The following is a 26,361-nucleotide window of genomic DNA, read 5'->3' as shown; positions in this document are numbered from 1 at the left end:
GCCCGAGGGCGGCGCCAACGCCGGCGGCTTCCCGGCGCATGGCGGCGGGGGCCGGACCCGGCCTGCCGCGGCCGGCCCGGACACACCCCTTACAACGACAACGGAGACAACATGGATTCAAACAGAAGGCACCTGCTGGCCGGCGCCGCCGCGCTGGGACTGGCGCGGCTGACGCCGGCCTGGGCCCAGGCGGACGTATGGCCGACGCGGCCGGTGCGCATCGTGGTGCCGTACCCGCCCGGCGGTTCGTCGGACATCATCGCGCGCGTGATCGCGCCGCGCCTGGCCGAAGCGCTCAAGCAGACGGTGGTGGTCGAGAACAAGCCCGGCGCCAACGGCAACCTGGGAGCCGGCATCGTGGCGCAGTCGGCGCAGGAGGGCCACTCGGTGCTGCTGTGCGACGTCGGCGCGCTGGCGATCAGCCCGTCGGTCTACACCAAGCTGTCGTTCGATCCATCCAAGGATCTGCGCGCGGTCGGCATGCTGGCGTATTCGCCGCACGTGCTGGCGGTGCATCCCGATGTGCCCGCCAGGACTGTGCCGGAGCTGGTGGCGCTGTCGAAGAAGCAACGCCTGAATTTCGCCGTCACAGCCATCGGCAGCGCGCCGCACCTGGCGGCCGTGGCGGTGCAGCAGGCCACCGGCGCGCAATGGGAGTACGTGCCCTACAAGGGCGGCTCGCAGGCGGTGACGGACACCATCGGCGGCCAGACCCAGGTCATCATGAACGGGCTGCTGGCGACGCTGCCGCACATCAAGGGCGGCAAGCTGCGCGCGATCGCGATTTCCAAGAGGGAACGCATGCAACTGGTGGCCGACATCCCGACGATTTCGGAGCAGGGCGTGGCGGGCTTCGAGTCCGGCACCTGGCAGGGCGTGATGGCGCCGGCCACCACCACCGACAAGACCGCCAGCCTGCTGGCCACGCTGATGGGGCAGATCGTCAACCAGCCCGACGTGAAATCGCAGCTGAACGAGCAGGGCGCCGAGATCGTGGTGCGCGACCCGGCGCAGCTGGCGCAGTTCTTCAACAGCGAGCGGGCGCGCTGGGCCAAGGTGGTGCAGAGCGCGGATATCCGGCTGGATTGAAGCGGGCGGCCGGCACGCCCGGCCCTCCAAAAGACCGCGGACCGTGGAGCGCCTGGCGCCGCACGGTCCGCTTTTTTTGGAATGCCGCGATCAGTCGGTGGCCTGCGTATCCGACGGCGCCTGGGCCGGCGTTGCCACCGAGGTATCGACAGACGTGTCGACCGGCGCGTCCACGGACGTATCGGCGGGCGCGGCGGCCTCGGCCTGCGCCGATTGCTTGGCGCCTTCCGCGGCCGGCTTGCCCTTGTTCGCATTGCCCTTGCCGCCACGGCCGCCCGCCTTGGCGTGGCGACGCGAGGCCATGCGCTTGGCGTGCTGCGCCTCGTTGGCGGTGACGGCGCCGGCGGGTTCGCCGTTCAGGTCCACGCGCGCGGCGGACTCGACCATGCAATCCCAGTAGCGGCGGCCGTCACACCAGGTTTTGACGGCCTGCTTGATCTCATCGGGACTGAGCTGCAGGGTCTTGGCGTGCTGCACCAGATCTTCCAGCACCCCCAGCTTGAGCGGCACCTTGGGCGCCGGCTTCTTGGGGAAGGCTTTGGGGAATTGCCGCTGCAGTCGCGAAATGGCGATGAGCACCGGGTCGACCGCCGGCGCCTCGCGTCGTTCGCCGGCCGGCGAACGCGCAGGTTTCTTCCGGGCGGCAGCCGCATCGTCGGACGGACGCGCGGCCGGCTTGCGCGCCCCCGCGTCGTTGCCGGCCGGACGGGCGGTTTTCTTTTTGGAAGCCGCCTCTTCGGGAGCCTGCTTCAACAGCAGTTCTCGGATTGCGGCGAGCTGTTCTAGACCCATGGTGTGCTGCGACTTCAAATGTTGAAAGCGTGCAGCATAACAGTTGTGGCGTGTCGGATTGAAGTTGCGGGCGTCCGGCGGCCGTCGTAAGCTCGTCGGCACCATGGGGATGCACACGCCGGTTACGTTTATGCGCACGTCCGCCGTCGCCCGCCGCGCGCTGGGGTGGCTGGCGGCGGGGCTGCTGGTTTTCCAGTCGCTGGTGGCCTCGACGGCGCTGGGCGCGCCCCTGCCGATGGACGCCGCAACAGGGGCTTCCGTCATCCTGTGCACGGCCAGCGGTCCCCGCATCGTGACACTGGATGGGGCGGATGCCGCCGCCGACACGGCCCCGGCCGTTCCCCCCGTTCCCCACGGCGTGGGCGGCACCTTGCCGCATTGCTGCGCCGCCAGTTGCGCCATGTTGACCGGCGCCGGTCCGCCTGCGTTCGCGGGGCTGGCCTGGCGCCTGCCGCTGGCGGCCCCAGCCCTGCCGCGCCCCGCGCGGGCCACGCCATGCCCGCATGGCGCGCCGGCCTGGCTGCCGCAACAATCGCGCGCGCCGCCGCGCGCGGCCTGATCACTGCGCCCGTCCCGGCGCGCGCCACGTCCGTGGCGCGCGATGCCGGGGACGCGCCCGCCCCAGATCCCGAGTCTTCCGACTTCGCGTGCGCGCGACCTCGCGCACGCGCCATCTTTTTCCGCGCGGCCTGGCGCCGCCGAACCCTTGGAGTCCGATCATGTTCAAACCCGTATTCATCGCCGCCACGCTGGCGCTCGCCCCGCAATGGGCCTGGGCCCATGCCCACCTGCAACGCGCCACGCCGGCCGACAAGGCCGAGGTAGCCGCGCCGTCCTCGGTGACGGCCAGCTTCTCCGAAGGGCTGGAGCCCGCGTTTTCCTCGTTGACGGTGCTGGACGCGGCCGGCAAGCAGGCGGTGCAGGCCAAGGCGGCGCCCGCGCCCGGCGATGACAAGACGCTGGTGCTGCCCGTCGCCAACCCCTTGCCGGCGGGCGCCTATACCGTGAAATGGCAAGCCCTGTCCAAGGACGGCCACAAGACCAATGGGGCCTGGACGTTCACGGTCAAGCCCTGAGATGGACACGTTGTGGGTCGTGTTTGCGCTGTGCCGCGCCGTGAGCGCCGGCGCGGCGGCCGTGCTGTTCGGCGCCAGCGCCATGCTGGCCGTGGGCGGCTCGCCGCGCCTGGGCGTGGCGGCGGAAGCGGCGCTGCGGCCGGCCCTGCTGCGCGTCGGCGCGGCGGGGCTGGTGGCGACGCTGTGCCTGCTGCCGTTGCAGGCCGCCACTATCGCCGGCGACTGGCGCGCGATACTGGACGGCGACTTGCTGGACACGGTGACCCAGCAGACCCGCTACGGCCAGGCCTGGACGGTGCGCGCGTTGTGCGCGGCCGCCGTGCTGGGCGTGGCGCTGGGGCTGCGGCCGGGCCGGCCGTCGTGGCTGGCCGGCCCGGCGGCGGTGGCGCTGGCGCCGCTGGCTTTCACGGGCCACGCGGCGATGCACGAAGGCGGCTGGGGCATGGCGCACGCGCTCAATGACTATCTGCACGTGCTGGCGGCCGCGTTCTGGCTCGGATCGCTGCCCGTGTTCCTGGCATGGCTGGCGGCCTGGCGCCAGCCGGGGGACCGTGCCGAGGCCACCGGCGCGCTGTTGCGGTTTTCCGCCTGCGGGCATGTCGCCGTCATGGTCCTGCTGCTGAGCGGCGTGGCCAATGCGGTGCTGATCCTGGGGCCGACGCTGCCGCATCCGGGGGGGGCTATGTGGGGGTGTTGCTGCTCAAGGTCGCGCTGGCCCTGGCGATGACGGGCCTGGCGCTGGTCAACCGCTATCGTTGGATCCCGCGCATCCGGCGCGATCCGGTCCAGGCGCTGCAGGCCATCCGGCGCAATACCTGCCGGGAACTGGCGCTGGGCGCCGCGGTGCTGATCATCGTGGGGGGATTGGGGTTGATGTCGCCATCGTAGCCGGCGGCGCGCTTGCCCGGCATGACGGCGGCACGCGGCCCCGTCATGCGGGCCGTCCTCCCGCCAGCACCAGCAGCAACGCCAGCGCCAGCAGCAGGCCGAAGGCGGCCAGCGCGAACGGCAACAAGCGCGCGTAGACCTGGCGTTCCTGGCCGTAGCCATGCGCCAGGCCGGCGGCGATGGACATGCGCACCGGCGAGAAAAATCCCATCGACGTGCCGGATACGTGCAGCAGCGCCGCGGCCGCGGGCAGGCTCAGGCCGGCGTGCTGCGCCAGTGACAGCTGCGACGGCATGAACAAGCTGTTGGGCGCGTTGCCGCTGTTGGCCAGGATGCCGAAGGCGCCGGCCATCAGGGGCGTGATCAACAAGGTCCAATCATTCAGGGCGCGGAACAGGCCATCGGCGTAGGCCTGCGAAATGCCGGCGCCGGCCAGCACCTCGGCCATCATCGCGAACAGGAAGACGGACAGTACCGCATGCTTGCCCGTGCGCCAGGCGTGGCGCGCATTGCCGGCCAGCAGGCCGGGTTGCCGGCGCAGCGCCGCCATCAGCAGCGCGCCGCCGATCAGCCAGCTGCCGGCATGCAGGAAGGGCGCCCAGGCGGGCAGGTCGGGATAGGGGCTGAAACGCGCCAGGCCGGCCAGGCCCTGGTTCAGCGCCGGCACCAGGCGCGTGGCGACCAGGCAGGCGATCAGCACGATGTAGGGCAGCGCGCCGCTGGCCGCGGTCCGCAACTGCGCGCGACCGGGACGCCGGTCCAGCACGAAGCGCAGCACGATCAGCGGGCCATAGGCCGCCAGCAACGCGGTTTCCGGGCCCAGCAGCGCCGTCGCGGCGCTCAGCAGGACCAGGCTGGCCAGCATCCACGCTGCCTCGCGCCCGCGTTCGGCCGTCGTTGCCGGCAGGCCCGCGCGCCGCGCCGTCATCCAGAACAGCGCCATCCATGCCGCCATCAACAGGGCCACGGGCACCATGCCGTACAGGGCCAGTTGCGTCGGCGGCACGCGCGCGTAGGCCGATGCCAACAGCGTGCCGCTGCCCATCGCGCCCCAGGGGATCAGGGTCTGGCTCAGCAGCGCGAAGACCATCAGTTCGCGCGGCTTGAAACCGAGCGGGCGGATCAGCAGCACGGTGCCGAGCATGCCGACGCCGAAGCCGGTGGCCGATTCGGCGAACGGACCCACCAGGAAACAGGCGAAGAACAGCAGGCGGCGCCGCGCCAGGGGATCGAGCGGCGCTCCGGCCGCGTCCGCGCCCGCCGTGGCGGCCGCGGGCGGGGCGCCTCGCGCCGCCATCTGCCAGAACAGCAGTCCGCCCAGGATGTAGGGCGTGATGACGCCGCCGATCCAGAGGCCGCGCGTCAGGGCCCCGCCCAGCGCGCCGGCGCCGAAAGCAGCGGGGGCCGTGAACAGCGCCACCGGAATGGCCGCCAATAGGCCCAGCACCGCCGCCAGGGTGGTATTGAGCCGGCCGCTGGCGATGGCGCCAATGACCACCAGCGCCGGCGCGGACCAGAGCAGATACATCATGGCGCGACACCCGCCCGCGGACAGGCGCGGCGGGCGCGGCGCGGGCCGGATACGCGGACGCGCACGGCTCAGCAGGCCGCCGCGAAGGCGCGCAGGATTCCCAGCGCGTGGGGCGTGGGGCCCAACGCCGCGCGCAGCGCCGCCACGTCGTGGCCTTCGGCCGCCAGGAAATCCTGGCGGCGCGCCAGGCAGGCGTCCATCAGCCCCGGGGTGAATTCGGGATGGAACTGCACCGACAGCGCGTGCGGGCCGTAGCGCAGGATCTGGTGCGGATCGTGGGCGGTGCCGGCGAGCACGGTGGCGCCGGCCGGCGGTCGCAGTACGCTCTGCTCGTGCGTCAGGTGGGCGGCGAAATGATCGGGCAGGCCCGCCAGCAGCGGGTCGGCCTCGGCGGCGGGCAGGCGGGCGACGGCATGCAGGCCGATTTCGCGGCCGCGCGGATGGTAGTCGACCATGCCGCCGAAGGCATGGGCCATCAGTTGGTGGCCATAGCAGATGCCGAGCAACGGCAACTGCGCGTCCATCGCCTCGAGCAGCCACTGCGCGGTGCGTTCGCTCCAGGGGTGCCGGTCGGTGACCATGGCCCAGGAGCCGGTCAGCACGGCGCCGCGCAGCGAGGCCGGATCGGGCAGGGCCTCCTCGGCGGCCGGGTGGACCACCGTCAGGGGCGAGTCGATGCCCGCCAGGGCGGCCGTGACCCAATCGGCCTGTTCGCCATGGGTGGCGCGCAGGTCTTCGGGCGGTCGGCCCATTTGCAGGATGGCTAGCGGTCGGTGAGGCATGGGGGATGGCGTAATCGGCGGGGCCCGGATCGGTCCCGCGCAATGATGAGGCCGCCGCGCGCATTCATCAATAGCCCTGTCCGGTTATCTGCTATGAGCGGGATTGATATCGGCCCGGCGCCGAGGCCTTTGCACGAGCCTGGCCTGCCGCGACGCCCGCCGGCTCACAGCGTGGCGGGCTCGCGCGCGCGGGCGGCGTCCCGCGCCGTGGCGACCGCGCGGTGCGCCGGCCGCGCCAGGCCCAGGTGCTGGCGCAGGGTCGAACCGTCGTATTCCGTGCGGAACAGGCCGCGGCGGCGCAGTTCCGGCAGCGCCAGCTCGATGAAGTCATCCAGCCCGCCGGGCAGCCACGGCGACATGATGTTGAAGCCGTCGGCGCCGTCCTCCTCGAACCACTGCTGCAACTGGTCGGCCACGCTTTGCGGCGTGCCGACCACCTGCTGGTGGCCGCGGGCCCCGGCGATGCGCAGGTACAGCTGGCGGATCGTCAGGTTGTCGCGGCGCGCCAGATCGATCAGCAATTGCTGGCGGCTCTTGCCGCCGTTGGTTTCTGGAATGTCGGGCAGCGGTCCGTCGACCGGGTAGCCCGACAGGTCGAAGCCGCCGATCATGTTGGACAGCAATTGCACGCCGACCACCGGATGGATCAGGTCCTGCAGGCGCGCGAACTTGTCCTCGGCCTCAGCCTGGGTGCGGCCGATCACGGGAAAGATGCCGGGCATGATCTTGATGTCGTCGGGATCGCGGCCGTACGCCACGGCGCGGCCCTTGATGTCGCGGTAGAACGCCTGGGCTTCGTCGAAGGTCTGGTGGGCCACGAAGATGACCTCGGCGGTGCGCGCCGCCAGGTCGCGGCCGGCGGGCGAGGCGCCGGCCTGCACCACCACCGGCCGGCCCTGCGGCGAGCGCGACACGTTCAACGGCCCGCGCACGGAGAAATGCTCGCCGCGGTGGCGCAGCGGATGCAGCTTGGCGGGGTCGAAGTACTGGCCGCTGGCCTTGTCGCGCAGGAAGGCGTCGTCCTCCCAACTGTCCCACAATCCCAGCACTACGTCGTGGAATTCAGCGGCGCGGGCGTAGCGGCGGGCGTGTTCCACGTGTTCGTCCAGGTTGAAGTTCTGCGCCTCGCCCTGGCCGCTGGAGGTCACCAGGTTCCAGCCCGAGCGGCCGCCGCTGATGTGGTCGAGCGAGGCGAACTTGCGCGCCACGTGGTAGGGCTCGTTGTAGGTGGTGGAGACGGTGGCGATCAGGCCGATTTTCTCGGTCATGGCGGCCAGCGCCGACAGCAGCGTCAGCGGCTCGAAATGGTCGCTGCGCGCGGTGCGCGACAGCGACGGCAGGTCGGTGTTGCGCACGCCGACCGAGTCGGCCAGGAAGATCGCATCGAACTTGGCGGCCTCGGCGCGCCGCGCCAGTTCGACGTAGTGGCGGAAGTTGACCGGCGCATCGGCCTGGGCCTCGGGATGGCGCCAGGCGGCGATGTGGTGGCCGGTCTGCATCAGGAAGGCGCCGAGTTTGATCTGGCGCGAGGGGCGGGTCATGGAATTCACTCCAGAAGGAATGGCGGCCTCGCTCGGGCGGCGGCCGTCGGCAAGTGAGGAAACAGGCGGTCAGGGCGTGGCAAGTGGCGTGGCCGTCGCTGGCATCACCACGCCATCCGCAGCGAGGCCAGCGACGGCAGCGCCGGCCCGCCGCCGGCCGCCTCCGCGCCCAGCGGCGGGCTGTCGTCGGCGGGCGCGCCGTCCGGCTCCAGGAAGTCGGACAGCACGTCGTCGCGCAAGCGGATGAAGCGTGGATCGCTGCGGTTGCGGGCATGCGCCAGCGGCACGTCGACGATGCGGCGGATGCGCCCCGGGCGCGGCTGCATGATCACCACCCGGTCGCCCAGGTAGACCGCTTCCTCGACATCGTGCGTCACCAGGATCATGGTGATGCGCTCCTTCTGCCAGATGCGCTGCAACTCGGTCTGCAGCCGCGCCCGGGTCAGCGCGTCGAGCGCCCCGAAGGGTTCGTCCAGCAGCAGCACGCGCGGCCGGTTGACCAGGCCGCGCGCGATCGCCACGCGCTGCGCCATGCCGCCCGAGATCTGGTGGGGATACGATTGCTCGAAGCCCTCCAGCCCCACCAGGGCGATGTGCTCGGCCACCCGGTCGCGCTTTTCGTTGTTGGAAATCGCCGCGTTGCGCAGGCCCACGGCGATGTTCTGCGCCACCGTCAGCCACGGGAACAGGCGGTGGTCCTGGAACACGATGCCGCGTTCCGGCCCGGTGCCGCGCACCGGCTCGCCGCCCAGCGTGATGGCGCCTTCATAGCTGTCGTCCAGCCCCAGGATCAGGCGCAGCAGGGTGGATTTGCCGCAGCCGCTGGCGCCGACGATGGAAACGAACTGGCCGGCGGGGATGTCCAGGTCCACGCCCGTGAGCACTTGCAGCACGCCGCCCTCGGCCTGGGCGCTGGGATAGCGCTTGCCGACCGCCTGCAGTGACAGGTCCAACGAAGTAGGTTGAGTCATGCCTGAGTTTTCCTGCGGTTATTGGTCCTGGCCGCGCAAGCGCGCGAGCCGCCGTTCGGCCACGCGGGCCAGGGCATTCATGAGCCAGCCGATCACCCCGACCACGAACATGCCGAAGATCACCAGGTCCATCTGGAAATGCTCGCTGCCCTCGATCAGCAGGTTGCCGATGCCGACGCCCGCCACCAGCAGGTATTCGGCGCCGATGGTGGCCAGCCAGGAGTAGATCAGCGCCAGGTAGACGCCGGTGAAGATGGCCGGCGCGGCGGCCGGCAGCACCACCAGGGCGAAGGTCTGCCAGCGGCTGTAGCCGTAGACCCGCGCCACCTCCAGCAGCTTGGGCGGCGCGTTGCGCACGCCATCGCAAGTGTTGACCACCACCGGCACCAGCGCCGCCAGCGACAGGAACACCACCTTGGCGGTGTCGCCCAGCCCGAACCACACCGAGATCAGCGGAATCCAGGCGAACAGCGAGATCTGTTTGAAGGTGTTGAAGCTCGGCCCCACCAGCCGGTTGAACAGCGGCGACAGGCCCAGCAGCACCCCCAGCAGCAGGCCGGACAGCGTGCCGATGGCGAACCCGGTCAGCTCGCGGCCCAGGCTGGCGCCCAGCGCGCGCCACAGCTTGCCGCCGACGATCTGGTCGGCGGCGGTGGCCAGCACTTTGCCGGGCGACACCAGCAGGGCCGAGTTCACCAGGTCGGCGCGGGCCAGCAGCCACCACAGCGCGATGGCGGCCACCGGCAGCACCAGGCCGCGCCACCGACCGCCGCCGCGCACGGCCAGCGGTTGCGCCAGCGCCAGCTCGGCCGCGTCGCGCGAGGAAGGCGTGGGCGCGTTCATGGCCGCACCTGCGCGATGGCGGCGCCGCGGCGGCCGTGGATCAGGCGCGTCTCGGTCCAGTCGAGCAGTCGGTCGATGGCGTAACCGATGGCGCCCACCACGATCACCGCGGCCATCACCAGGTCGAGCTGGAACAGTTGGCGGCCATAGACGATCAGGTAGCCCAGGCCCTCGCTGGAGGCCACCAGCTCGACCACCACCAGCGACAGCCAGGCCTTGGTGAAGCCCAGCCGCAGGCCGGTGAAGAGCGTCGGCAGGGCCAGCGGCACCACCACCTCCAGCACCTCCTGGCGCCGGCTGTAGCCATAGACCCGCGCCACTTCGCGCAGCGCCGGGCTGGCCTGGCGAAAGCCCTGCAAGGTATTGAGCGTGACCGGCACCAGCGCCGCCTTGGCGATCAGGATGTACTTGAGCGGTTCGCCGATGCCGACGATCAGCAGCACGAACGGCAGCCACGCCAGCACCGGGATCTGCACCAGCGCGTTGAAGGTCGGCAGCACATAGGCTTCGAGCCGGCGAGACAGGCCCATCGCCGTGCCCAGCAGCAGGCCCAGCAGGCTGCCCAGCGCGAAGCCGACCAGCACCCGCTGCAGGCTGGCGCGGGTGTTCAGCCACAGGTCGCCGCTGGTGGCCAGGTCGCGCAGGGTGTCCCAGACGAAGGCGGGCGGCGGCAGCACCTGCGGTGAGATCCAGCCCTGGCTGGCGCCGGTCTGCCACAGCGTCAGCAAGATCAGCGGCAGCAGCCAGGGCGCGGCGGTCCAGGCCGCCTGGCGCGCCCAGGCCGGCGCCGGGGCCAGGCGCGGCAGGGCGTGATGAGAAAGAGAGGCCATGGCGCGGTCCCGTCAGCGCGCGGCCTGCGCCGGGCCCGATACCGGCTTGCCGGCGGCGTCGAACGCGGTCCAGTAGCGCTCCAGCCCCTGGGTCTTGAGCGCATTCTGCAGGTAGCGCGGATCGAACCAGCCGTCCAGCGAGACCTCGCGGCGGATCAGCTTGAGCTTGGCGGCGTCGGCCACCACCGCCTTGTAGCGGGCGATGATGAAGTCGTCGATCAGCGGCGAGTTGCGCGAGGCCAGGTCCTGCTTGTCGAACTCGGCCTGCCACGAGGCGTAGGGCACGCCGCTCTTTTCCCAGATCTTGAAGAGCGCGTCGCGGTTTTTCTCGTCGGACGACCACTGCGCTGCGCGCACGAACACGTCCACCACCTTCTGCACCTGGGCGGGATTCTCGCGCTCGAAGTCCTCGCGCACCAGCAGCGAGGCCTGGCGGGTGTAGGCGGGGTCCTGGCCCTGGGTGCTGTAGATGACCTTGGCCAGGCCCTGGTCGCGCACCTTGAACCATTCGTAGCCGCCGAAGGCCGCGTCCACGCCGTTGGACACCAGCGCCGCCTGGGCGCTGCCGGCATCCAGGTTGACGCCCTTGATGTCGCGCTCGGCCAGGCCATGCGCGGCCAGCACGTTGATCGCCACCAGGTGGCCGTTGGTGCCGCGGAAGATCGACACCTTGCGGTCCTTCAGGTCCTCGATGGACTTGAGCGGGGAATTCGGCGGCGCCACCAGGTACAGGTTGTTGCGCGCGCCGCTGACCAGCAGCAGCTTGGTCTTCAGGCCGTTGGCGCGGCCCACCACCTGCGGCAGGTCGCCCTGGTAGGCGAAGTCGATCTGCTTGTTCGACAGCGCCTCGTTGACGGCCGGGCCGGCGCCCTTGAAGAACAGCCACTCGACCTTGACGCCGTCGGCGGCGAAGGCCTGTTCCAGCCACTGGTTGACGCGCACCACGCCGCCCGGCGAGCCGCCCCAGGTGATCGGGTCGCCGCCGCCGGCCGTGGCCACGCCGACGCGGATCACGTCGGCGGCCCGGGCGCTGCCGCCCCACGCCGCCAGGGCCACCAGGCCCAGCGCGGCAACGCGTTTACTCAGGATCGTCAATGACTTCATGGAAAGACTCATTCAGAAAAGGATCGGGCAACCGGCCGGCATCACGCCGCCCGGCGGTCAGGCAAACAGCGGCGGGCGGGATCAGGCGGCCGCGCGCGCGGGCGCGGCGGCGGCGAGCTTGCGCTCGATGGCGGTGCCCTGGAAGAAGGCCGGATTGGCCTCGGTGTAGAAGCGGTAGGGGTTGCCGAACACCAGCGCCTTGAAGTCCTGCGCGCTGATCACGCCCTGTTCGACCAGGTCCCAGCTTTCGGCCAGCGGCGCGGTCAGGTCGGGCACGTCCCAATGGCCGATGTCCGAGGACCAGATGGCGTTGATCTTCACGCCGAGCGGGTTGACCTTGTCGTTGAAGGCCGCCGCCACGGTGCGGTCGTCGGATTCCGAGCCGAAGTAGAAGCTGTCGACCCAGCGCTTGCGGATGTCCTCGACCGACTCGATGCCGGCGGCGGCGAAGTCGTCCAGTTCGTCCGGATGCGGGTCGCGGCTGTGCGGCAGGGCCGAGATGCCGAGGCTGTCGCGCAGCAGCTGCCGCGGGTCGATGTCGCGGCCGCGAATGAAATCGGCGCCATAGCGCTGGAACAGCTCGTGCAGCAGCGCCACGTCGGCGTTGGCCGGGTTGTAGTTCTGCACCGCCGCGCGGTTGCGCTTTTCCCAGCGGTCCACCAGGTGGGTGTAGACGTGCGAGCCCCAGTCGGCGCCGCCTTCCAGCAGCGCCACGCGCAGGTTCGGAAAGCGCCGCGTCACGCCGCCGAAGAACAGCGCCTTGGCGAAGGCCTGCGAGCCATCGGCGAAGTGGCCGATGTGGTTGAACATGTAGTTGCTGATGGAATGGCGGCCGGTCCAGCCCTGGCTGCCGTAGTGCGTGGTGACCGGCACGCCCAGCTCGACCACCTTGGCCCAGAACGGGTCGTAGTCGTATTCGCTGTCGATGCCGTAGAAGTCGATGTAGCTGGCGTGTTTCGAGATCTCGGGATAGTCGGCGGCGGGATACTTGCGCGCGATCGCCTTGATCGGCCGCTTCACGCCGCCGGCGATATTGATGACTTTCAGGCCCAGCGTCTTGACCGCGAACTCCAGTTCCTCGATGCCTTCCTGCGGCGTGTTCAGCGGAATGCCGGCCACCGGCGTCAGGCGGTCGCTGTACTTGCGGTACTGGTCGGCATGGAAGTGGTTGATGGCGCGGTGCAGCGGCTGGCGGAACTCGTCGCCCGCGGCCAGCGGCGCCAGCACGTCATTGGGGAACAGCACGGAGTAGTCCGCGCCTTGCTCGGCCAGGCGCTCGTTGAGCAGCTCGGGCAGGGTGTAGGTGGCCAGGTCCAGCGTGTTGCGCGTGACCCGGGCCCACCAGGGTGAGCGCAGGGTGCGGTTGTCCTGGCGCTCGGCCGGCGTCTGCTGGTACCAGTCCTTGCCGCCGCTCTTGGTGGCGAAGCGCGAGCCCAGCGCCTTGCGCAGCGCATCCACCAGCTTGCCGCCGCCGTAGTGCTGGACATAGTCGTCCAGGACCGGCGCGTAATCGTTGACGTGCACGTCGGTGTCGATCACCGGGAAATCCAGGGTCGCCTTGACGGCGGCGGACCGTGACGCGTGGCTCGGGTGCAAAGGCTGGTTCATGCTGGCGCTCTCCGTGGGTCATGTCGCGAGGCGCAGGGGAAGTCCCTGCTTGCCTGGCAAACATTACGGGAGCGCCGCGCGGCGCCCAACGAAGGATTGGTTGTTTAGTTGTGCGTCATGACCAAATAACCAATCCTGGCGTTCAACCGCCGCGGCGCGCCGTCAGCCATTGCGCCGGCGGCAAGGCATGGTCGACGATGCGCACTTCGCCGATGCTGCCGAAGAAGCCGTCGGCGCGCGCCCCGTCCCACGAGCCGGCGCCGATGACCCAGGGCATGTTGGCGGCCAGCGCCGCCAGGCCCGGGGCGTCGGCGACGTTGCGCAGCACTGGCGCGCCCTCGACGTACAGGATCGTCTCGTGGGTGGCGTTGTCGTTGACGATGGCCACGTGCATCCACTTGTCGGCGATGATCTCGCCGGACCAGTTGGTCTTGGCGTCGCGGGCGCCGGTGCGCTCGGGCACCACTTCCCACTGGATCTCGCGCAGGCTGGAGATGGCGAACAGCAGCGGCGGCGATTCGGGGTCGCCGCCATTGAAGCCGGGCAGGTCGCCGCGCTTGCCGTCGCGCGTCATGATGTTCATCCACGCATGCTTCTGCGCGGTCCAGTCGCGGTCGATCTTGATGAAAGCCTCGACGGTATAGCCGTTGGGCACCGTCTCGGCGTTCAACACCGCCGTGGTGGCGGTGGTGAAGTAGCTCATGCGCGGGGTGTTCTTGTCGGTGTTCAGGAAGCGCACCGAACCGGGCGCGGCCGACAGGTAGTGGTGGTCGTTGGACCAGACCACGTCGCCCAGCTGCGCGCCGATCACGCCGTCGATGTTCAGCGCCGCGCGGCTGACCGGGTTGTTGCCGGTGCGGTCCTGGATCACCTGGCCCACCGGCACCGGCTGGCCATCGGCGCCGCCGAAGAAGCGCCAGTGCGCCAGCGTGCCGGACACCTGCGGGTAGTCCTCGGTGTCGGCCGCGGGCTTCTGCGTGATGATGGCCGGGTCGGTGTAGTTGGCCAGGATCAGGGCGCGCGCCTGTTCGACCAGCGACGTGTGCGTGGGCGCGGCGGCCTTAAAGTCCTTGTTGAAGCGGGCAAAGCGCTTGGCGAAGTCCATCTTGATGGTGAACGCCTCGTTGGCGCCGGTCAGCACCGCCTGGTCGAAGGCATTGAGCGTGGCCTTGGGCTTCTGCGGCACCCACGGCGAGAACGACAGCACGCGGATCTCGTTGTCGCTCAGATCGAACTCGTACAGGCGCATCAGGCCGTTGCCGCCCTGGTAGGCCATCTGGTAGTCCACCACCATTTCCTCGACCGGATTGCCGAAGGCGTTCATCTTGGTCAGGTGCGCCGCGCCGTGGTAGTGGCCGTTCAGCGTCATGAAGATCTGGTCGTTGTCGCGGATCAGCTTGTCCCACAGCATCAGGCCATAGGGCACTTCCAGCGGGCTGATGCCGTCCTTGTCGATGTTGAGCAACTGGTGGTTGACCAGGATCACCGGCAGCGTCGGGTTGGCGCGGATCACCTGGTTGGCCCAGGCCAGCCCGGCGTCGGAAATGCGCCACGACAGCGACAGCACCATGAACTTCTGGCCCTCGGCCTGGAAGATGTGGTACTCGTGGAAGCCGCTGGGATCGCGCCCGCCGAACGTGGCCTGCTTGCTGGCGCGGTCGGTACCGAAAGTCTGCAGATAGGGTTCCGCGGCCAGGTTGCGCTGCGCGTCGGTGGCGCTGGCCTGGCTGCTGGGGTCGACGTAGTCGCGGTCCAGGATGACGTCGTGGTTGCCCGCGAGGATCGAATACGGCACCTTGGCGTCTTCCAGGATCTTCATGGCCTTGCTCGCCACGGTCCACTGGTCGGGCTTGCCCTGCTGGTCGACCACGTCGCCCAGGTGGATCAGGAACGGAATGTCGAGCGACCTGGCGTGATCGGCGACCCATTGCGTCTGGGCCTGGTAGGGCTCGCTGCCGTACTTGCGCATGAACTGCTGGTTCTCGGCGTCGGTGGCGTAGCGCGAGTAGAACTGGGTGTCCGGCAGCACCGCCACGGCGAAGCTGGAGATGTTCTTCGGTTGCGGCTGGGGTTGCGGCGCCGGCGTGTCGGTCGCGGGGCTGTCTTTGTCGTCATCGTCGCTGGAACAGGCCGAGAGCAGCAGCGAGCCGCCCACCGGCAGCAGCGTGGCGCCGAAGCCAGCCTTCAGCAGGCTGCGCCGGCGCGGATCCGCCGCTATCGGCAGGGTGTGGTTCGTGGTTGTGGCAATGCCGTTGCCGCCGTCTTGCTGGTCGTGCGCCATCTGTGTACCGCCCGTTGTCAAAAAGGGGGAAGCTTAGAAACGCCGAATGACGAACGTGTTAAGCGCTCATGAACATTGTGCGCGGCTTGACGATGCCATCGCGTCGCGCTGCCGGTGGGGGGCAGTCGGAGCATGGCCGCTTGTCCGGCCCCTGTCGCGGTGGGCCTGCGACTTGATCCGGGTCAAGCAATGGGCCCGATCGCCGTGTGAACGGCCTTTCCGCCCGTCCTACAGCGCTCGCCGCGGCCCTGTTTAGGCAAGGGCGCGTGCTACCATCCGCCTCTTCAAGAGGATGCGAATGCCCACCCCAGGAGCCCCTGTCCGAAGACGCTGGACCGCGCTGGCCGCGGTGCTGCTGTTTGTCTTCCAGGCGCTGATCGCATCCGCCGCGCTGGCCGGGCCCGGCACCACGCCCGGCGCCTCCACCATCATCTGCACCGCCAGCGGGCCGCGCGTGGTCACGCTGGACGCCGACGGCGTCGCGCAGGACGCGCGGCAGCACAGTGGCGCCTTGCCGCATTGCTGTTTCGCCGGCTGCGCCATGCTCGGCGGCGCGCCGCTGCCTGGGTTGGCGCTGCTGGCCTGGTTGTTGCCCGGCACGCCGCAGCTGCTGCCGGCGCCCACCATCGACATCCATTTCTCCAGCGCGCAGGCGCGGCTGCCACGGCAGTCGCGCGCGCCTCCTCTGTTGGCCTGAACCCCGTCTTTCCCAATTTTCTGCTGGCGCGCATCGATGCGGCCCGCGCGGTCGCGCGCGTCCAGCCTGTTCAGATCCAGAGAACCCCATGTGCAAGAAAATGGAAATCCTGCGGGCCAGCTGCCTGGCCACCGCCGTGGCCGCGTCGTTCCCGGCCTGGCCCAACCATGTTGACGCCGACGGCATCCCGGTCACTGATCCGGTGGTGATCACCGGCGTCGCCCCGAGCGCGCCGCTGACCTTCACCACCGACCCGAAGATCCCGCGCCAGCCGTTGCCGGCCAGTGACGGCACCGACTACCTCAAGACCATTCCCGGTTTTTCGGCCATCCGCAACGGCGGCACCAACGGCGATCCGGTGCTGCGCGGCATGTTCGGCTCGCGCCTGAACATCCTGACCAACGGCACCTCGATGCCCGGCGCCTGCCCGGCGCGCATGGACGCGCCCAGCTCGTACATCTCGCCCGAGAACTTCGACAAGCTGACCGTCATCAAGGGCCCGCAGACGGTGCTGTGGGGGCCGGGCGCCTCGGCCGGCACGATCAAGTTCGACCGCGACACGCCGCGCCTTGCCGAACCGGGCGTGCGCTTTGACGGCAGCCTGCTGGGTGGCTCGTTCGGCCGCAACGACCAGGCTGCCGACCTGACCGTGGGCAACGACAAGGTCTACACCCGCATCACCGCCAACCATTCGCACGCCCAGGACTACAAGGACGGCGACGGCAACAAGGTGCCGTCGCGCTGGGATAAGTGGAACGCCGACCTGGCGCTGGGTTTCACGCCCGACGCCGACACCCTGTACGAGCTGACCGCCGGCACCGGCGATGGCAACGCGCGCTACGCCGGGCGCGGCATGGACGGCTCGCAGTTCAAGCGCGAGAGCTTCGGCCTGCGCTTCGAGAAGCGCAACCTGGGCGGCGTGCTGGACAAGCTGGAGGCGCAGCTCTACTACAACTACGCCGATCACGTGATGGACAATTACACGCTGCGCGCGCCGGATCCGCACGGCATGATGCCGATGGCGATGGCCTCGAACGTGGACCGCGCCACCTGGGGCGGGCGCGTCGCCGGGACCTGGAACCTGGCGCCGGACTTGAGCCTGGTGACCGGCCTGGACTTCCAGCAGAGCCGGCATCGCTCGCGCAACGGCACGGACCTGGTCTCATACCGCTCGCAAGCCTGGGTCAAGGATGCCAGCTTCGCCAACACCGGCGTCTTCGGCGAGCTGACCTGGCATGCCGCCGACGACAGTCGCGTCATCGGCGGGGCCCGGGTGGACTGGGCCTCGGCCAAGGATTTCCGCCGCGACAATGGTTCGATGATGATGCCGATGCCCAACCCCACCGCCGGCGAGCGCCGCAATGAGACGCTGCCCAGCGGCTTCTTGCGCTATGAACGGGACCTGGCGGACCTGCCGGCCACGGTCTACGTGGGCCTGGGCCACGCGGAACGGTTTCCTGACTACTGGGAACTGTTCTCGCCAAACAAGGGGCCCGATGGCTCGGTCAACGCATTTCGCGGCGTCAAGCCCGAAAAGACGACCCAGCTGGATTTCGGCGCGCAGTACAAGACCGAGACCTTGGATGCCTGGGTGTCCGGCTATGCCGGTTATGTCGACGACTTCATCCTGTTCGACTACGCCAGGGGCGGCATGGGCGGCATGCACGGCGGCTCGACGCAGGCCGCCAACATCGACGCCCGCATCGCCGGCGGCGAACTGGGGCTGTCCTACCAGGCGGCGCCGCGCTGGAAGCTGGGCGCGACGCTGGCCTACGCCTGGGGCCAGAATCGCAGCGACGGCCGCGCCTTGCCGCAGATGCCGCCATTGGAAGCCAAGCTGAGCGCGGCCTACGACGACGGCACGTGGTCTGCCGGCGCGCTGTGGCGGCTGGTGGCGGCGCAGCGCCGCTACGCGCTCAACCAGGGCAACGTGGTGGGCAAGGACTTCGGCCCCAGCGCCGGCTTCGGCGTGTTCTCGCTGAACGGCGGCTACGCGGTCAGCAAGCAGGTCAAGCTGTCGCTGGGCGTGGACAACCTGTTCAACAAGACCTACGCCGAGCACCTGAACCTGGCGGGCGACGCCGGCTTCGGCTTCGCCGCCAATACGGCGTTCAACGAACCGGGGCGCACCGTCTGGGCGCGCCTGAGCTTCAAGTACTGAGCGCCGTCCGGATCCGCTTGAGGTCCCGTTCCAGCTCGATGCGCATCGCTTTCAGCAACGCCCGCGCGTTTTCCGAAAGCGGTGTGCCGGGCCGGAACACCAGCAGGCAGGTGAAACCGATGTCCAGTTCCAGCGGCTTGATGGCCAGTCCGCGCGCCAGGTAATCCAGCGCCATGACCGGATGCACCAGGCCGATGCCCACGCCGTGCAGGGCGAACTCGCAGACGGAGTTGGAGTAGGGCGTCTCCAGCACCGGCCGCAGCGCCAGGCCCTGGTCGTGCAGCGCGGCTTCCAGCCGTCGACGGCTGGCGTCCTCGGGGTTGAGCGCGATGAAGGCGTGCTCGGTCAGGTCGCGAAGCGTGATGCGCGGCCGCGCCGCCAGCGGATGGCGGCTGTGCATGGCGATCACGCCTGGCAGCCGCAGGAATTCCGAGTGCTCCAGGCCGGCCACCGACAGCTCGTCGGCCATCAGGCCGAAATCGAGCTGGCCGGCCGCGACCTGCCGCAACACCTCGCGCGAACTCATGATCTGGAACGACATCTGGATGCGGCGGTCCTGCAGGCCGAAGGCGGCAATGGCGCGCGGCATGAAACCGGTGCCCAGCGCCGGCAGCGAGCCGACCGCCAGGCGCCCGACGCCGAACGATTTCAGGCTGCGGATGCGGTGCTCGATCAGCTCGAAGCCGGCAAAGCAGCGGTCCACTTCCTCCATCAGCGCGCCGGCCTCCTGGGTCGGCACCAGCCGGCCGCGCACGCGCTCGAACAGGCGCAGTTCCGACGAGGTTTCCAGCTTGCGGATGGCCTGGCTCACCGCCGGCTGCGAAATGCCCAGCAGGGTGGCGGCCTTGCTGGTGGTGCCGGCCTGCATCACGGCCCGGAAGACCTGGATCTCGCGCATGTCCATCTATAAGTCCCGCTTATTGACTAAGTTTTTTCGATTGTTGAGGCAATGGCGGGAAAGACAGACACTGGCGCTGTTCCCAGTCACTCCTAAGCCCAGCAAATAGAGTAGATGAAAGCTATCAATCAGACTAATAGAGATTTCGCCAGTCTCTCGCCCGCCGTCCAGCGCGCCTCCACCGTGGTGTTCGATTCGCTCGACGCCTTCGTCAACCGCAAGCACCGCCAGCCCGACGGCTTCAGCTACGGCGTCACCGGCACGCCCACGGCGCGCCTGCTGGAAGACCGCATCGCCGCGCTGGAAGGCGGCCGCCATTGCGTCATCACGCCGTCCGGCGCGGCGGCGCTGATGACGGTGGTGATGGGCTTCGTGCGCGGCGGCGACCACCTGCTGCTGTCGGCCGCCTGCTATGGCGCGCTCAAGACCTTCGGCGAGAAATGGCTGGCGCACATGGGCGTGGACGTGGAGCTGTACGACCCGTCCATCGGCGCCGGCATCGAAGCCTTGATCCGCCCGGCCACCCGCATGATCTGCATCGAGGCGCCCGGCACCGTCACCATGGAAATGGTCGACGTGCCCGCCATCGCCGCCGCCGCGCGCCGCCATGGCGTGCTGACCATGATGGACAACACCTGGGCCAGCCCGCTCGGTTTCCAGCCGCTGGCGCACGGTGTCGACTTCAGCGTCGAGGCCGCCACCAAGTTCTTCGGCGGCCACTCCGACGTGCTGATGGGCAGCATCAGCATGAACGACGCCGGCCACTACGCCGTGCTGCGCGAGACCCAGAGCATCCTGGGCCAGCAGGTCAGCCCGGACGATTGCTTCCTGGTGCTGCGCGGCCTGGAGACGCTGGCGCTGCGGCTGCGCGCGCAGAGCGACGCGACGCTGCGCGTGGCCGAGTGGCTGCAAAGCCAGCCGCAGGTCGAGCGCCTGCTGTACCCGCCGCTGCCGTCGGACCCGGGCCATGGCCTGTGGAAGCGCGACTTCCGCACCAACGGCTGCCTGTTCTCGATGGTGCTGGCGCCAGCGCCCGAGGCGGCCTTCAACGGCTTCTTCGATTCGCTGCGCCATTTCGCCATCGGCGCCAGCTGGGGCGGGGTGCACAGCCTGGTGGCCTATTACCCGGCCGACTTGCAGGCGGGCCGCGCCTACCCGGCGACCGACCGGCCGATCGTGCGGCTATCGATCGGGCTGGAGGATGTGGACACGCTCAAGGACGACCTGCGCGGCGCGCTGGCGGCGTACCAGGCGCAACGCTGAGCGCGCGGCCGGGCGGGGCCGGGCGCGAGCCTGGCGCACGACCCGCCCGGACGGCGCTTTGCGCCGAATCCCGTTCAACACACCGGCCGGCCGCGCATGGCCGACCGGCACGAAGCGCCCCGAGGCGCTCACCACATAGCAAGGGGAATTGCCATGTTCAGCTTCAAGCAGACTTACCGTTGTCTCGCCCTGGCCATCGCGGCCTGCGTCCCGGCCGCCGTGCCGGCCCTGGCCGCCGCCCAGCCCGCGGCGCAACCCGAGGCACAAACCGCGACACAAACCGCGACACAAGCGCCCGCCGCCGGCGCGTCGCCGGTGGCGGCGGCCGTCACCCAGGCCAACAGCCCCACGGTCGACCAGATCCGCGCCCGCGGCTACGTCATCTGCGGCGCCGGTCATGGCACCACCGGCTTCTCGGCGCCCGACAAGGACGGCAACTGGAAGGGCCTGGACGTCGACACCTGCCGCGCCATCGCCATCGCGGTGCTGGGCGACGCCAGCAAGACGCGCTTCGTGCCGCTGACCGGCCAGCAGCGCCTGACGGCCCTGCAGACCGGCCAGATCGACGTGCTGCCGCGCACCACCTCGTGGACCCTGCGGCGCGATGCCAACGGCATCAACTTCACCTACCCGAACTACTACGAGTACGACGCCTTCATGGTGCGCAAGGACCTGGGCATCACCCAGACCAAAGACATGAACGGCGCCACCATCTGCGTGCAGACCGGCTCGACCAACGAGGTCACGGTGGCCGACCTGTCGCGCAAGTTCAAGCTGGGCCTGAAGACCGTGCTGTTCGACAACGTCGCGGCCTCGCGCCAGGCGTTCTTCTCGGGCCGCTGCGACGGCCTCATCACCGACGCCTCGGCGCTGGCGGCGGTGCGCGCGACCCAGGCGCAGAACCCGGACGACTACGTGATCTTCCCGGCCAGCGGCCACAGCGAGGCGCTGACGCCGTCGGTGCGCCATGGCGACGACCGCTGGTTCGACATCGTCAAATGGGTCATCCAGGTGCCGATCGCCGCCGAGGACATGGGCATCACCCAGGCCAACGTCGACGACATGCTCAAGTCCGACGATCGGCGCATCGCCCGCTTCCTGGGCACGGAGCCGGGCAACGGCAAGGCGCTGGGCCTGGACGAGCGCTGGGCCTACAACATCGTCAAGCAGCTGGGCAACTACGGCGAGATCTTCGAGCGCAACGTCGGCAAGAACAGCCCGATGAAGCTCGAGCGCGGCATGAACCGCCTGTATCGCGACGGCGGCCTGATGTACCCGTACGTCTTCAACTGAGCGGCGGGCGGGGCTCATCATGTTCAAGCGACTCTGGTTCGACGGCCGCGCCCGGTCCGTCCTGGCGCAGCTACTGATCGCCGGCGCCTTCGTCGGCGCGGTGGGCTGGCTGGCCTGGAACGCCCACGCCAACCTGACCCAGCGCGGCATCGCCATGGGTTTTGACTACCTTGGCGAGGCGGCCCGTTTTCCCATCGCCGAAAGCCTGCTGGCCTACCAGCCCACCGACAGCTACGGCCGCGCCTTCCTGGTGGGGCTGGCCAACACGCTGTACATCTCGGCGCTGGTGATCGCGGCCTCGACGCTGCTGGGCTTCGGCCTGGCGCTGGCGCGCCGCAGCCGCCATCCGCTGGTGACGGGCGTGGCCACGGTCTACCTGGAAGCCGTGCGCAACACGCCGCTGGTGGTGCAACTGCTGTTCTGGTACAGCCTGGTGACGATCAACCTGCCGCCGGCGCGGCAGGCGCTGCAGCCGCTGCCGGGCGTGTTCCTGTCGGTGCGCGGGCTGTTCTTTCCCAGCCTGTCGTTGCAGGGCGATACGCAGCCGCTGTGGTGGGCGCTGGGCGCGGGGGCGCTGCTGCTGTGGGGCGCGTGGCGCCTGGCGCGCCGGTCGGTGGCGCCGCGCATGCCGTGGCGCAGCCTGGGCCTGGTCGCGGCGCTGGCATTGGTGGCCGCCGTGGGGCAGTGGGGCGGCGCCACGCTGCACGCCGACGTGCCGGCGCTGCGCGGCCTGAATTTTGCCGGCGGCAGCGCCTTCACGCCGGAATTCACCGCCTTGCTGGTGGGACTGACGATCTACTCGGCCGCGTTCTCCGGCGAGATCATTCGCGGCGGCATCGACGCGGTGCCCGCCGGCCAGTGGGAAGCGGCCCATTCGCTGGGCCTGAAACCCGGCGCCGCGTTGCGCTGGATCGTGGTGCCGCAGGCGCTGCGCGTGATCATCCCGCCGATGACCAGCCAGTACCTGTCCATCATCAAGAACACCACGCTGGCGCTGGCGGTGGGCTACCCGGACCTGTCCTTCGTCATCACCACCACCATCAACCAGACCGGCCAGGCCATCGAGGGCGTGGCGGTGCTGATGGCGGTGTACCTGAGCATCAGCCTGAGCGTGTCGCTCTTCATGAATCTGTACAACCGCCGCATCCTGAGGACGCAACGCGCATGAGCCTGTCCCATCCTTCCTCTCTGCCGCGGGTTCTGCCGCCGCCGGCGGACCGCCGCGATAGCGCCTGGCACCGCCTGTTCGGCAGCGCCGTCAGCGCGCTCGCCACCGTGGCCACGCTGGCGCTGGTGCTGGCCGCGGCCGGCAAGTTGCTGAACTGGGCGGTGCTGGATGCCGTCTGGCCGGGCGCCACGGGCGCTGTCTGCCGCCAGGCCGGCGGCGCCTGCTGGGCCTTCCTGGGCGAAAAAATGCGCCAGATCCTGTTCGGCATCTATCCGCCCGGCGAGCAATGGCGGCCCACCGTGGTCTGCCTATTCATCCTGGCGATGACGGTGTTTTCGCTCAGCCCGCGCCAATGGCGCGCGCGCACGGCGGTCATCTGGATCGCGGGGCTGCTGGCGGGCCTGGCGCTGATGCAGGGCGGCATGTTCGGCCTGGCGCGGGTGCCGACCTCGTCGTGGGGCGGCCTGCCGATCACGCTGCTGCTGGCGGTATGCGCGCTGGGCGCCGGCCTGCCGCTGGGCGTGCTGCTGGCGCTGGGACGCCGCGGCAGCCTGCCGACGGCGCGCTTCATCAGCATCGGCGTGATCGAGCTGATCCGGGGATTGCCGCTGGTCAGTCTGCTGTTCATGGCCTCGATCGTGCTGCCCATCATGCTGCCGGCCGGCATGACCATCGACAGTCTGCTGCGCGCCGGCATCGCGCTGACGGTGTTCTCGGCCGCCTACCTGGCCGAGGTGATCCGCGGCGGCCTGCAGGCCATTCCGCCCGGGCAGGCCGAGGCCTCGCGCGCGCTGGGGCTCTCATGGTGGCAGATGACGCGTCTGGTGGTGCTGCCGCAGGCGCTGCGCAAGGTGATCGCGCCGCTCACCAACACCGCCATCGTGATGATCAAGAACACCAGCCTGGTGCTGATCGTGGGCCTGTTCGACCTGCTCAGCTCGGGACGCGCGGCGTTGACCGATCCGGCCTGGCCCACGCCCTACGTCGAGACCTATCTCTTCATCGCATCGATCTATTTCTGCATCTGCTTCGGCCTGTCGCGCTATTCGATGTGGCTGGAGCATCGCTATAAAAAAGGGGAACTCCGATGACCACGCCTTGCGCCGCCACGCCGCCCGCCATCGCCATTGCCGGCATGCACAAGTGGTATGGCGACTTCCATGTGCTGCAGGACATCAACCTGCAGGTCCGGGCGGGCGAGCGCCTGGTGATCTGCGGGCCGTCCGGTTCCGGCAAGTCCACCATGATCCGCTGCATCAACCGGCTCGAACGCCACCAGCAGGGCTCCATCGTGGTCAACGGGGTTGAGCTGAGCGACGACCTGCGCGCCGTGGACGGCGTGCGCACCGACGCCGGCATGGTGTTCCAGCACTTCAACCTGTTCCCGCACCTGACCGTGCTGGAGAACTGCATCCTGGCGCCGATGCAGGTGCGGCGCATGCCGCGCGCGCAGGCGGTGGATGTGGCCATGCGCTACCTGGAGCGGGTGCGCATTCCCGACCAGGCCGGCAAGTACCCGGGCCAGTTGTCGGGCGGGCAGCAGCAGCGCGTGGCCATCGCCCGCTCGCTTTGCATGCAGCCGCGCATCATGCTGTTCGACGAGCCGACCTCGGCGCTGGATCCGGAGATGGTCAAGGAAGTGCTGGACACCATGACCTCGCTGGCCGAGGACGGCATGACCATGCTGTGCGTGACCCACGAGATGGGCTTTGCCCGCAACGTCGCCGACCGGGTGGTGTTCATGGACGGCGGCCGCATCATCGAGATGGGCGAGCCGGGCGATTTCTTCGACAACCCCCGGCATGAACGCACGCGCGCCTTCCTGGAGCGCATCCTGCATTAAGGAGGGCAGGGCGGTGGACGCAGCCATCAGGCCCGGTTTGTTTATGAAAATGGAAACCATTATCATGCATGCCTCTGTCGATTGTGCGTCATGTCCTCGCGTCCGTCCCGTCCCTCCGGCTTCCTGGCCTATTACGAAGAGCTGCTCGCGGTCTGGACCCGCAAGCTGGGCTGCCGCGACGCCGCGCGCGACCTGGCCCACGACGCGCTGGTGAAGTGCCTGGAAACCGACCCGGCGCAGGTGGCGCAGCCGCGCGCCTATCTGCACCAGGCCGCGCGCAACGCGGCCGTCGACCAGTTCCGCCGCGACGGCGGGCAGGAATGGGTGCCGCTTGATACCATTGCCGACCACGCCAGCCCCTTGGGCGACCCGATGGCCCAGGCGCGCACCGGCCAGCTGGGCCAGGCGCTGGAAGCGGCGCTGGCGGAACTGCCGCTCAAGTGCCGCCAGGTGTTCGTCTGGCAGCGGCTGGAAGGCCTGACGCAGGCCGAGATCGCCGAACGCATGGGATTGAGCAAGAACATGGTCGAGAAATACATGATCCGTACCGCGTTGCATCTGCGCGAGCGGCTGGGGGCGTATGCGCCCCACTGACGCCGCATCGCCCGGGCAGGCCGGCCGCGAGGCGGGCGCCGACGCCATCCGCGCCGAGGCGGCGCGCTGGTTCGCGCGCGCCCATTCCGGCGAGTGGGACGCCGCGCGGGAACAGGCGCGCGCCGACTGGCTGGCGGCCGATCCGCGCCACGCCTATGAGTACCGCCTGCTGGAATCGATCTGGCAGGCCGCGGACGCCGTCGCGCCCGAGCGCCTGCGCGCCCTGGCCGAAGCGCCGCGCCGCACCGCGCGTTCCGGGCGGCGCGCCGCGCTGGCCCTGAGCCTGGGCGCCGCGATCGTCGCCGTGGGCGGCTGGGCGCTGTGGCCGCGCGGCGCGGGCTGGACCGAATACCAGACACGGATTGGCGAACTGCGCAGCGTGGCGCTGCCCGACGGTTCCCGCGCCGAATTGAATAGCAACAGCCATATCCGCGTGCGCTTCGACGATGCCGAGCGGCGCGTGCTGCTGGTGGCGGGCGAGGCGCTGTTCTCGGTCGAGAAGAACGCCGCCCGCCCGTTCGTGGTGGATGCCGGCTTGGGCACCGCCACCGTGACCGGCACGCGCTTCGACGTGCGCCGCGACGCGGACCAAGTGCGGGTGCTGGTGGACTCGGGTTCGGTCAAGGTGGCCGGCGCGCACGACGCGGCGGCCTTGCCGGTCGCGGCCGGGCAGGGCGTACGCATCGGCGCGGCCGGGCAGGCCGGGGCGGTCGAGCCCGCCGACGTGGCGGCGACGCTGGCCTGGCGCGGCGGCCAGATCCGCTTCAGCAATACCGACCTGGCCACGGCGGCGCGGGAAGTATCGCGGTACCGGCAGCATCCTGTCGTGCTGGGAGCCGGGGTGGCGCATCTCACCGTGACCAGCGTGTTCCAGACCCGCGACACGGACGCCTTCCTGACGGCTTTGCCGCACATCCTGCCGGTGCAGGTGCGCCAGCTGGCCGACGGCCGCAGCGAGATTTCGGCGCGTTGACGCTGTTACAAAATAGTTCGGCCGGGCATTCAGGTTTTTTTGCCGTATTGCGTCTTCTTCTTGATTCCGTGGGGCATGGGGCCCATCGATGACGGATCAGGAGCAGAAGCTGTGGTTCACAAGAAAATGGGACAA

25 protein-coding genes are annotated in these 26,361 nt (G+C 69.7%); 14 read left to right on the top strand and 11 right to left on the bottom strand.

Features of this window, described 5'->3' with window-relative positions:
* Nucleotides 1-111: 111 nt before the first annotated feature.
* A complete protein-coding gene (locus tag AruCF_RS14850; protein ID WP_049073853.1) occupies nucleotides 112-1,089 on the top strand; it encodes a Bug family tripartite tricarboxylate transporter substrate binding protein in 978 nt (325 codons plus the stop codon).
* Nucleotides 1,090-1,179: 90 nt separating this feature from the next.
* Here the strand turns inward: AruCF_RS14850 and AruCF_RS14845 are convergent, their stop codons facing one another.
* On the bottom strand, nucleotides 1,180-1,842 hold the full coding sequence (locus AruCF_RS14845) for a ProQ/FinO family protein (RefSeq protein ID WP_080977428.1): 663 nt from the start codon (nucleotides 1,840-1,842) through the stop codon (nucleotides 1,180-1,182).
* A 169-nt stretch (nucleotides 1,843-2,011) separates the two neighbouring features.
* Here AruCF_RS14845 and AruCF_RS14840 point away from each other — a divergent pair, with 169 nt between their 5' ends.
* The 4 genes from AruCF_RS14840 (at nucleotide 2,012) to AruCF_RS29520 (ending at nucleotide 3,845) form a co-directional block, all read left to right on the top strand.
* Nucleotides 2,012-2,440, top strand: a complete 429-nt coding sequence (locus tag AruCF_RS14840; RefSeq protein ID WP_053086009.1) for a hypothetical protein — start codon at nucleotides 2,012-2,014, stop codon at nucleotides 2,438-2,440.
* Nucleotides 2,441-2,600: 160 nt separating this feature from the next.
* Complete coding sequence (gene copC, locus AruCF_RS14835) at nucleotides 2,601-2,957, top strand: copper homeostasis periplasmic binding protein CopC (RefSeq protein WP_049073851.1); 357 nt, start codon at nucleotides 2,601-2,603, stop codon at nucleotides 2,955-2,957.
* Nucleotide 2,958: 1 nt separating this feature from the next.
* Nucleotides 2,959-3,684: a CopD family protein gene (locus AruCF_RS29525; protein WP_167385880.1), complete on the top strand. Its 726-nt coding sequence runs from the start codon at nucleotides 2,959-2,961 to the stop codon at nucleotides 3,682-3,684.
* The gene (locus tag AruCF_RS29520; RefSeq protein WP_167385879.1) at nucleotides 3,648-3,845 is read left to right on the top strand and encodes a CopD family protein; all 198 of its coding nucleotides are present in this window, start codon (nucleotides 3,648-3,650) and stop codon (nucleotides 3,843-3,845) included. The genes AruCF_RS29525 and AruCF_RS29520 overlap by 37 nt, the downstream gene beginning before the upstream one ends.
* Before the next feature lie 43 nt (nucleotides 3,846-3,888).
* Here AruCF_RS29520 and AruCF_RS14825 read toward each other — a convergent pair whose 3' ends face one another.
* From AruCF_RS14825 to AruCF_RS14785, 9 genes are all read right to left on the bottom strand, one after another.
* Nucleotides 3,889-5,376: a hypothetical protein gene (locus tag AruCF_RS14825; RefSeq protein ID WP_049073849.1), complete on the bottom strand. Its 1,488-nt coding sequence runs from the start codon at nucleotides 5,374-5,376 to the stop codon at nucleotides 3,889-3,891.
* A gap of 68 nt (nucleotides 5,377-5,444) precedes the next feature.
* Nucleotides 5,445-6,128 carry a glutamine amidotransferase gene (locus AruCF_RS14820; protein ID WP_235432658.1) on the bottom strand — a complete coding sequence of 228 codons (684 nt, stop codon included), beginning with the start codon at nucleotides 6,126-6,128 and terminating at the stop codon, nucleotides 5,445-5,447.
* A gap of 194 nt (nucleotides 6,129-6,322) precedes the next feature.
* Nucleotides 6,323-7,699, bottom strand: a complete 1,377-nt coding sequence (locus tag AruCF_RS14815; protein ID WP_049073847.1) for an LLM class flavin-dependent oxidoreductase — start codon at nucleotides 7,697-7,699, stop codon at nucleotides 6,323-6,325.
* A 104-nt stretch (nucleotides 7,700-7,803) separates the two neighbouring features.
* The gene (locus AruCF_RS14810) at nucleotides 7,804-8,670 is read right to left on the bottom strand and encodes an ABC transporter ATP-binding protein (RefSeq protein ID WP_049073845.1); all 867 of its coding nucleotides are present in this window, start codon (nucleotides 8,668-8,670) and stop codon (nucleotides 7,804-7,806) included.
* Between the two features lie 18 nt (nucleotides 8,671-8,688).
* Nucleotides 8,689-9,513 carry an ABC transporter permease gene (locus AruCF_RS14805; RefSeq protein ID WP_172803060.1) on the bottom strand — a complete coding sequence of 275 codons (825 nt, stop codon included), beginning with the start codon at nucleotides 9,511-9,513 and terminating at the stop codon, nucleotides 8,689-8,691.
* A complete protein-coding gene (locus AruCF_RS14800) occupies nucleotides 9,510-10,343 on the bottom strand; it encodes an ABC transporter permease (protein WP_104010889.1) in 834 nt (277 codons plus the stop codon). Before AruCF_RS14800 ends, AruCF_RS14805 begins: the two co-directional genes overlap by 4 nt.
* A gap of 12 nt (nucleotides 10,344-10,355) precedes the next feature.
* Entirely contained in the window at nucleotides 10,356-11,447 is a 1,092-nt protein-coding gene (locus AruCF_RS14795; protein ID WP_049073843.1) for an ABC transporter substrate-binding protein, read from the bottom strand.
* Between the two features lie 81 nt (nucleotides 11,448-11,528).
* Nucleotides 11,529-13,055, bottom strand: coding sequence for an amidohydrolase family protein (locus tag AruCF_RS14790; RefSeq protein WP_049073841.1), 1,527 nt, complete (start codon nucleotides 13,053-13,055; stop codon nucleotides 11,529-11,531).
* A 142-nt stretch (nucleotides 13,056-13,197) separates the two neighbouring features.
* Nucleotides 13,198-15,336, bottom strand: a complete 2,139-nt coding sequence (locus tag AruCF_RS14785) for a laminin G domain-containing metallophosphoesterase family protein (RefSeq protein WP_049073839.1) — start codon at nucleotides 15,334-15,336, stop codon at nucleotides 13,198-13,200.
* Between the two features lie 298 nt (nucleotides 15,337-15,634).
* On the opposite strand from AruCF_RS14785, the gene AruCF_RS14780 reads away from it, so the two are divergent.
* Both AruCF_RS14780 and AruCF_RS14775 read left to right on the top strand, forming a co-directional pair.
* Nucleotides 15,635-16,033, top strand: coding sequence for a DUF2946 family protein (locus tag AruCF_RS14780; RefSeq protein WP_049073837.1), 399 nt, complete (start codon nucleotides 15,635-15,637; stop codon nucleotides 16,031-16,033).
* A gap of 88 nt (nucleotides 16,034-16,121) precedes the next feature.
* The gene (locus AruCF_RS14775) at nucleotides 16,122-18,194 is read left to right on the top strand and encodes a TonB-dependent copper receptor (protein ID WP_049073835.1); all 2,073 of its coding nucleotides are present in this window, start codon (nucleotides 16,122-16,124) and stop codon (nucleotides 18,192-18,194) included.
* Here the strand turns inward: AruCF_RS14775 and AruCF_RS14770 are convergent.
* On the bottom strand, nucleotides 18,184-19,098 hold the full coding sequence (locus AruCF_RS14770) for a LysR substrate-binding domain-containing protein (RefSeq protein ID WP_049073833.1): 915 nt from the start codon (nucleotides 19,096-19,098) through the stop codon (nucleotides 18,184-18,186). The genes AruCF_RS14775 and AruCF_RS14770 overlap by 11 nt on opposite strands.
* 108 nt (nucleotides 19,099-19,206) lie before the next feature.
* On the opposite strand from AruCF_RS14770, the gene metC reads away from it, so the two are divergent.
* From metC to AruCF_RS14735, 7 genes are all read left to right on the top strand, one after another.
* Entirely contained in the window at nucleotides 19,207-20,355 is a 1,149-nt protein-coding gene (metC, locus tag AruCF_RS14765) for a cystathionine beta-lyase (protein ID WP_049073831.1), read from the top strand.
* A 153-nt stretch (nucleotides 20,356-20,508) separates the two neighbouring features.
* Nucleotides 20,509-21,648 (top strand): amino acid ABC transporter substrate-binding protein, encoded by a 1,140-nt coding sequence (locus AruCF_RS14760; protein ID WP_080977427.1) that lies wholly within the window; start codon nucleotides 20,509-20,511, stop codon nucleotides 21,646-21,648.
* A 19-nt stretch (nucleotides 21,649-21,667) separates the two neighbouring features.
* On the top strand, nucleotides 21,668-22,816 hold the full coding sequence (locus tag AruCF_RS14755; RefSeq protein ID WP_049073830.1) for an amino acid ABC transporter permease: 1,149 nt from the start codon (nucleotides 21,668-21,670) through the stop codon (nucleotides 22,814-22,816).
* Nucleotides 22,813-23,907 (top strand): amino acid ABC transporter permease, encoded by a 1,095-nt coding sequence (locus AruCF_RS14750; RefSeq protein WP_049073828.1) that lies wholly within the window; start codon nucleotides 22,813-22,815, stop codon nucleotides 23,905-23,907. Before AruCF_RS14755 ends, AruCF_RS14750 begins: the two co-directional genes overlap by 4 nt.
* On the top strand, nucleotides 23,904-24,659 hold the full coding sequence (locus AruCF_RS14745; RefSeq protein ID WP_049073827.1) for an amino acid ABC transporter ATP-binding protein: 756 nt from the start codon (nucleotides 23,904-23,906) through the stop codon (nucleotides 24,657-24,659). Before AruCF_RS14750 ends, AruCF_RS14745 begins: the two co-directional genes overlap by 4 nt.
* 90 nt (nucleotides 24,660-24,749) lie before the next feature.
* A complete protein-coding gene (locus AruCF_RS14740; protein WP_049073825.1) occupies nucleotides 24,750-25,253 on the top strand; it encodes a sigma-70 family RNA polymerase sigma factor in 504 nt (167 codons plus the stop codon).
* Nucleotides 25,240-26,226 (top strand): FecR family protein, encoded by a 987-nt coding sequence (locus tag AruCF_RS14735; RefSeq protein ID WP_049073824.1) that lies wholly within the window; start codon nucleotides 25,240-25,242, stop codon nucleotides 26,224-26,226. Before AruCF_RS14740 ends, AruCF_RS14735 begins: the two co-directional genes overlap by 14 nt.
* Nucleotides 26,227-26,361: the final 135 nt, after the last annotated feature.

The organism is Achromobacter ruhlandii, assembly GCF_002082135.1.
Taxonomy (GTDB): domain Bacteria; phylum Pseudomonadota; class Gammaproteobacteria; order Burkholderiales; family Burkholderiaceae_B; genus Achromobacter; species Achromobacter ruhlandii.
The sequence above is the reverse complement of the archived record's forward strand: the minus strand, read 5'-3'. Positions and strand labels throughout refer to the sequence as shown.

Coding starts and splice junctions, on each gene's coding strand:
- copC (WP_049073851.1), top strand. CDS start 2,601: ATGTTCAAACCCGTATTCATCGCCGCCACGCTGGCGCTCGCCCCGCAA.
- AruCF_RS14760 (WP_080977427.1), top strand. CDS start 20,509: ATGTTCAGCTTCAAGCAGACTTACCGTTGTCTCGCCCTGGCCATCGCG.
- AruCF_RS14800 (WP_104010889.1), bottom strand. CDS start 10,343: ATGGCCTCTCTTTCTCATCACGCCCTGCCGCGCCTGGCCCCGGCGCCG.
- AruCF_RS14790 (WP_049073841.1), bottom strand. CDS start 13,055: ATGAACCAGCCTTTGCACCCGAGCCACGCGTCACGGTCCGCCGCCGTC.
- AruCF_RS14820 (WP_235432658.1), bottom strand. CDS start 6,128: ATGGGCCGACCGCCCGAAGACCTGCGCGCCACCCATGGCGAACAGGCC.
- AruCF_RS14755 (WP_049073830.1), top strand. CDS start 21,668: ATGTTCAAGCGACTCTGGTTCGACGGCCGCGCCCGGTCCGTCCTGGCG.
- AruCF_RS14805 (WP_172803060.1), bottom strand. CDS start 9,513: ATGAACGCGCCCACGCCTTCCTCGCGCGACGCGGCCGAGCTGGCGCTG.
- AruCF_RS14815 (WP_049073847.1), bottom strand. CDS start 7,699: ATGACCCGCCCCTCGCGCCAGATCAAACTCGGCGCCTTCCTGATGCAG.
- AruCF_RS14750 (WP_049073828.1), top strand. CDS start 22,813: ATGAGCCTGTCCCATCCTTCCTCTCTGCCGCGGGTTCTGCCGCCGCCG.
- AruCF_RS14745 (WP_049073827.1), top strand. CDS start 23,904: ATGACCACGCCTTGCGCCGCCACGCCGCCCGCCATCGCCATTGCCGGC.
- AruCF_RS14740 (WP_049073825.1), top strand. CDS start 24,750: ATGTCCTCGCGTCCGTCCCGTCCCTCCGGCTTCCTGGCCTATTACGAA.
- AruCF_RS14850 (WP_049073853.1), top strand. CDS start 112: ATGGATTCAAACAGAAGGCACCTGCTGGCCGGCGCCGCCGCGCTGGGA.
- AruCF_RS14770 (WP_049073833.1), bottom strand. CDS start 19,098: ATGGACATGCGCGAGATCCAGGTCTTCCGGGCCGTGATGCAGGCCGGC.
- AruCF_RS29525 (WP_167385880.1), top strand. CDS start 2,959: ATGGACACGTTGTGGGTCGTGTTTGCGCTGTGCCGCGCCGTGAGCGCC.
- AruCF_RS14785 (WP_049073839.1), bottom strand. CDS start 15,336: ATGGCGCACGACCAGCAAGACGGCGGCAACGGCATTGCCACAACCACG.
- AruCF_RS14840 (WP_053086009.1), top strand. CDS start 2,012: ATGCGCACGTCCGCCGTCGCCCGCCGCGCGCTGGGGTGGCTGGCGGCG.
- AruCF_RS14780 (WP_049073837.1), top strand. CDS start 15,635: ATGCCCACCCCAGGAGCCCCTGTCCGAAGACGCTGGACCGCGCTGGCC.
- AruCF_RS14735 (WP_049073824.1), top strand. CDS start 25,240: ATGCGCCCCACTGACGCCGCATCGCCCGGGCAGGCCGGCCGCGAGGCG.
- AruCF_RS14795 (WP_049073843.1), bottom strand. CDS start 11,447: ATGAAGTCATTGACGATCCTGAGTAAACGCGTTGCCGCGCTGGGCCTG.
- AruCF_RS14810 (WP_049073845.1), bottom strand. CDS start 8,670: ATGACTCAACCTACTTCGTTGGACCTGTCACTGCAGGCGGTCGGCAAG.
- metC (WP_049073831.1), top strand. CDS start 19,207: ATGAAAGCTATCAATCAGACTAATAGAGATTTCGCCAGTCTCTCGCCC.
- AruCF_RS14825 (WP_049073849.1), bottom strand. CDS start 5,376: ATGATGTATCTGCTCTGGTCCGCGCCGGCGCTGGTGGTCATTGGCGCC.
- AruCF_RS14775 (WP_049073835.1), top strand. CDS start 16,122: ATGTGCAAGAAAATGGAAATCCTGCGGGCCAGCTGCCTGGCCACCGCC.